Origin of the sequence: Mesorhizobium sp. M7A.F.Ca.US.006.04.2.1, assembly GCF_004022915.1 — a bacterium.
Classification (GTDB): domain Bacteria; phylum Pseudomonadota; class Alphaproteobacteria; order Rhizobiales; family Rhizobiaceae; genus Mesorhizobium; species Mesorhizobium ciceri.
This window is the reverse complement of sequence record NZ_RZQA01000872.1, coordinates 1-2,595: the sequence shown is the minus strand read 5'-3', so window position 1 is coordinate 2,595 and position 2,595 is coordinate 1. Positions and strand designations below refer to the sequence as shown.

Annotated in this window: 2 protein-coding genes; both read left to right on the top strand. The window is 65.0% G+C overall.

Annotated features, from left to right (window positions below; genetic code table 11):
- A partial coding sequence (locus tag EN925_RS31435; RefSeq protein WP_164747991.1) for a dihydropteroate synthase occupies positions 1-506 on the top strand: 506 nt, incomplete at its 5' end.
- Positions 457-2,595 (top strand): ASKHA domain-containing protein (locus EN925_RS31430; protein ID WP_128337190.1); only part of this gene is annotated, 2,139 nt, incomplete at its 3' end. The genes EN925_RS31435 and EN925_RS31430, both read left to right, overlap by 50 nt.

Below are 2,595 nucleotides of genomic sequence, written 5' to 3'. Positions count from 1 at the left end.
ACCCGGACGTGCGTTTCGCCGTCGCCAAGAAGATCGTCGAGCGCTGCGCCGATTTCGGCATTCCGGCGCATGACGTCGTCGTCGACCCGCTGGTCATGCCGATCGGCGCGCTGGGCGATGCCGGCCGCCAGGTCTTCGCGCTGCTGCGTCGCCTGCGTGAAGAGCTCAAGGTCAACACCACCTGCGGCCTGTCCAACATCTCTTTCGGCCTGCCGCATCGCCACGGCATCAACGCCGCTTTCATCCCGATGGTGATCGGCGCCGGGATGACCTCGGCCATCATGAACCCGGTGCGGCCGCAGGAAATGGAAGCCGTGCGCGGGGCCAATGTGCTGAACGGCACCGACGAGAACTGCACCAACTGGATCCGCACCTACAAGGATTACAAGCCGGCCGAAGGCGGCCAGGCCGTTGCCGCCCCGACGCAAGTCAATGCGCCGGGCGACGGCGCCGGCAATGGCGGTCGCCGCCGTGGCGGCCGTGAAGCCCGGATGGGCCGAGGGTAAGCGCGCAATCGTGAATTCACCTGCAAACATCACCGACCCGCTCGTGCTGTTCATGCCGTCGGGCAAGCGCGGGCGGTTTCCTGTCGGCACCCCGGTGCTCGATGCCGCGCGCCAGCTCGGCGTCTATGTCGAAAGTGTGTGCGGCGGACGCGCCACTTGCGGGCGTTGCCAGATCGAAGTGCAGGAAGGCAATTTCGCCAAGCACAAGATCACCTCCTCCAACGACCACATCACGCCCAAGGGCGCCAAGGAAGAGCGCTATGAGCACGTCCGCGGCCTACCCGAACGGCGTCGCCTCTCCTGCTCGGCACAAATCCTCGGCGATCTCGTCATCGACGTGCCGCAGGACACCGTCATCAACGCGCAGACCATCCGCAAGGATGCCGACACCAGGGTCATCGCCCGCGATGCGGCGATCCGTATGTGCTATGTCGAGATCGAAGAACCCGACATGCACAAGCCGCTTGGTGATCTCGACCGGCTGAAGATCGCGCTGATGCACGATTGGGGTTTGAAAAGCCTCGATTTCGATTTTTATCTGCTGCCGCAGGTGCAAGGCATCCTGCGCAAGGGCAACTGGACCGCGACCGCCGCCATCTACAAGGATGCCGACTCTGAGACAGCGCGCGTCGTAGCACTTTGGCCCGGCCTCAAGAACGAAGCCTATGGGCTGGCCTGCGATATCGGCTCGACCACCATCGCCATGCATCTGGTGTCGCTGCTGTCGGGCCGCGTCGCCGCCTCGTCGGGCACCTCGAACCCGCAGATCCGCTTCGGCGAGGATCTGATGAGCCGCGTCTCCTATGTGATGATGAACCCGGACGGCCGCGAGGGCATGACGGTCGCCGTGCGCGAGGCGATCTCGGGTCTCGTCGACAAGGTCTGCGCCGAAGGCAATGTCCAGCGCAACGACATCCTGGACAGCGTCTTCGTCGGCAATCCGATCATGCACCATCTGTTCCTCGGCATCGATCCGACCGAGCTTGGCGGTGCCCCCTTCGCGCTCGCCGTTTCGGGCGCGGTGCACATCAAGGCATCCGACATCGGCCTCAAGCTCAACCAGGGCGCCAGGCTCTATATGCTGCCTTGCATCGCCGGCCATGTCGGTGCGGATGCGGCGGCGGTGACGCTGTCGGAAGGCCCGCATCGCCAGGACGAGATGATGCTGATCGTCGATGTCGGCACCAATGCCGAGATCGTGCTCGGCAATCGCCAGCGGGTGGTTGCGGCCTCCTCGCCCACCGGCCCTGCCTTCGAGGGCGCCGAAATCTCCGGCGGCCAGCGAGCAGCGCCGGGCGCCATCGAGCGCGTGCGCATCGATCCCGATACGCTTGAACCGAAATACCGCGTCATCGGCTCTGAACTGTGGTCCGACGAGCCGGGCTTCCTGGAAAGCGTCCAGGCGACCGGCGTCACCGGCATCTGCGGCTCCGGCATCATCGAAGTGGTGGCGGAGATGTATCTCGCCGGCATCATTTCCGAGGACGGCGTCATCGACGGCGGGCTTTCGGCGCGCTCGCCACGCGTTACGGCCAACGGCCGCACCTTCTCCTATGTGCTGAAGGACGGCTCCGCCGCATTGACGGAAGATGGGCCGAAGATCACCATCACCCAGACCGATGTGCGCGCCATCCAGCTTGCCAAGGCAGCGCTTTATGCCGGCACCAAGCTGTTGATGGAAAAGCAGAACACCGAGCATGTCGACCGCATCCATTTCGCCGGCGCCTTCGGCTCCTTCATCGATCCGAAATACGCCATGGTGCTGGGCCTGATCCCGGATTGCGACCTCGACAAGGTCTCGGCGGTCGGCAACGCCGCCGGTGCCGGCGCGCGCATGGCGCTGCTCAATCGCGGCTACCGCCGCGAGATCGAGGACACGGTCAGCAAGATCGAGAAGATCGAGACGGCGCTGGAACCGAAATTCCAGGAGCATTTCGTCTACGCCATGGCGCTGCCCAACAAGGTCGATCCGTTCCCGAAACTGTCGGCAGCGGTGAAACTGCCGCCGCGCAAGACGGTCAGCGAGGATGGCGTTGCCGGCGACGCCGCTCCGCGCCGGCGTTCGCGCGAAGGCCACGAGGGGCGGAGG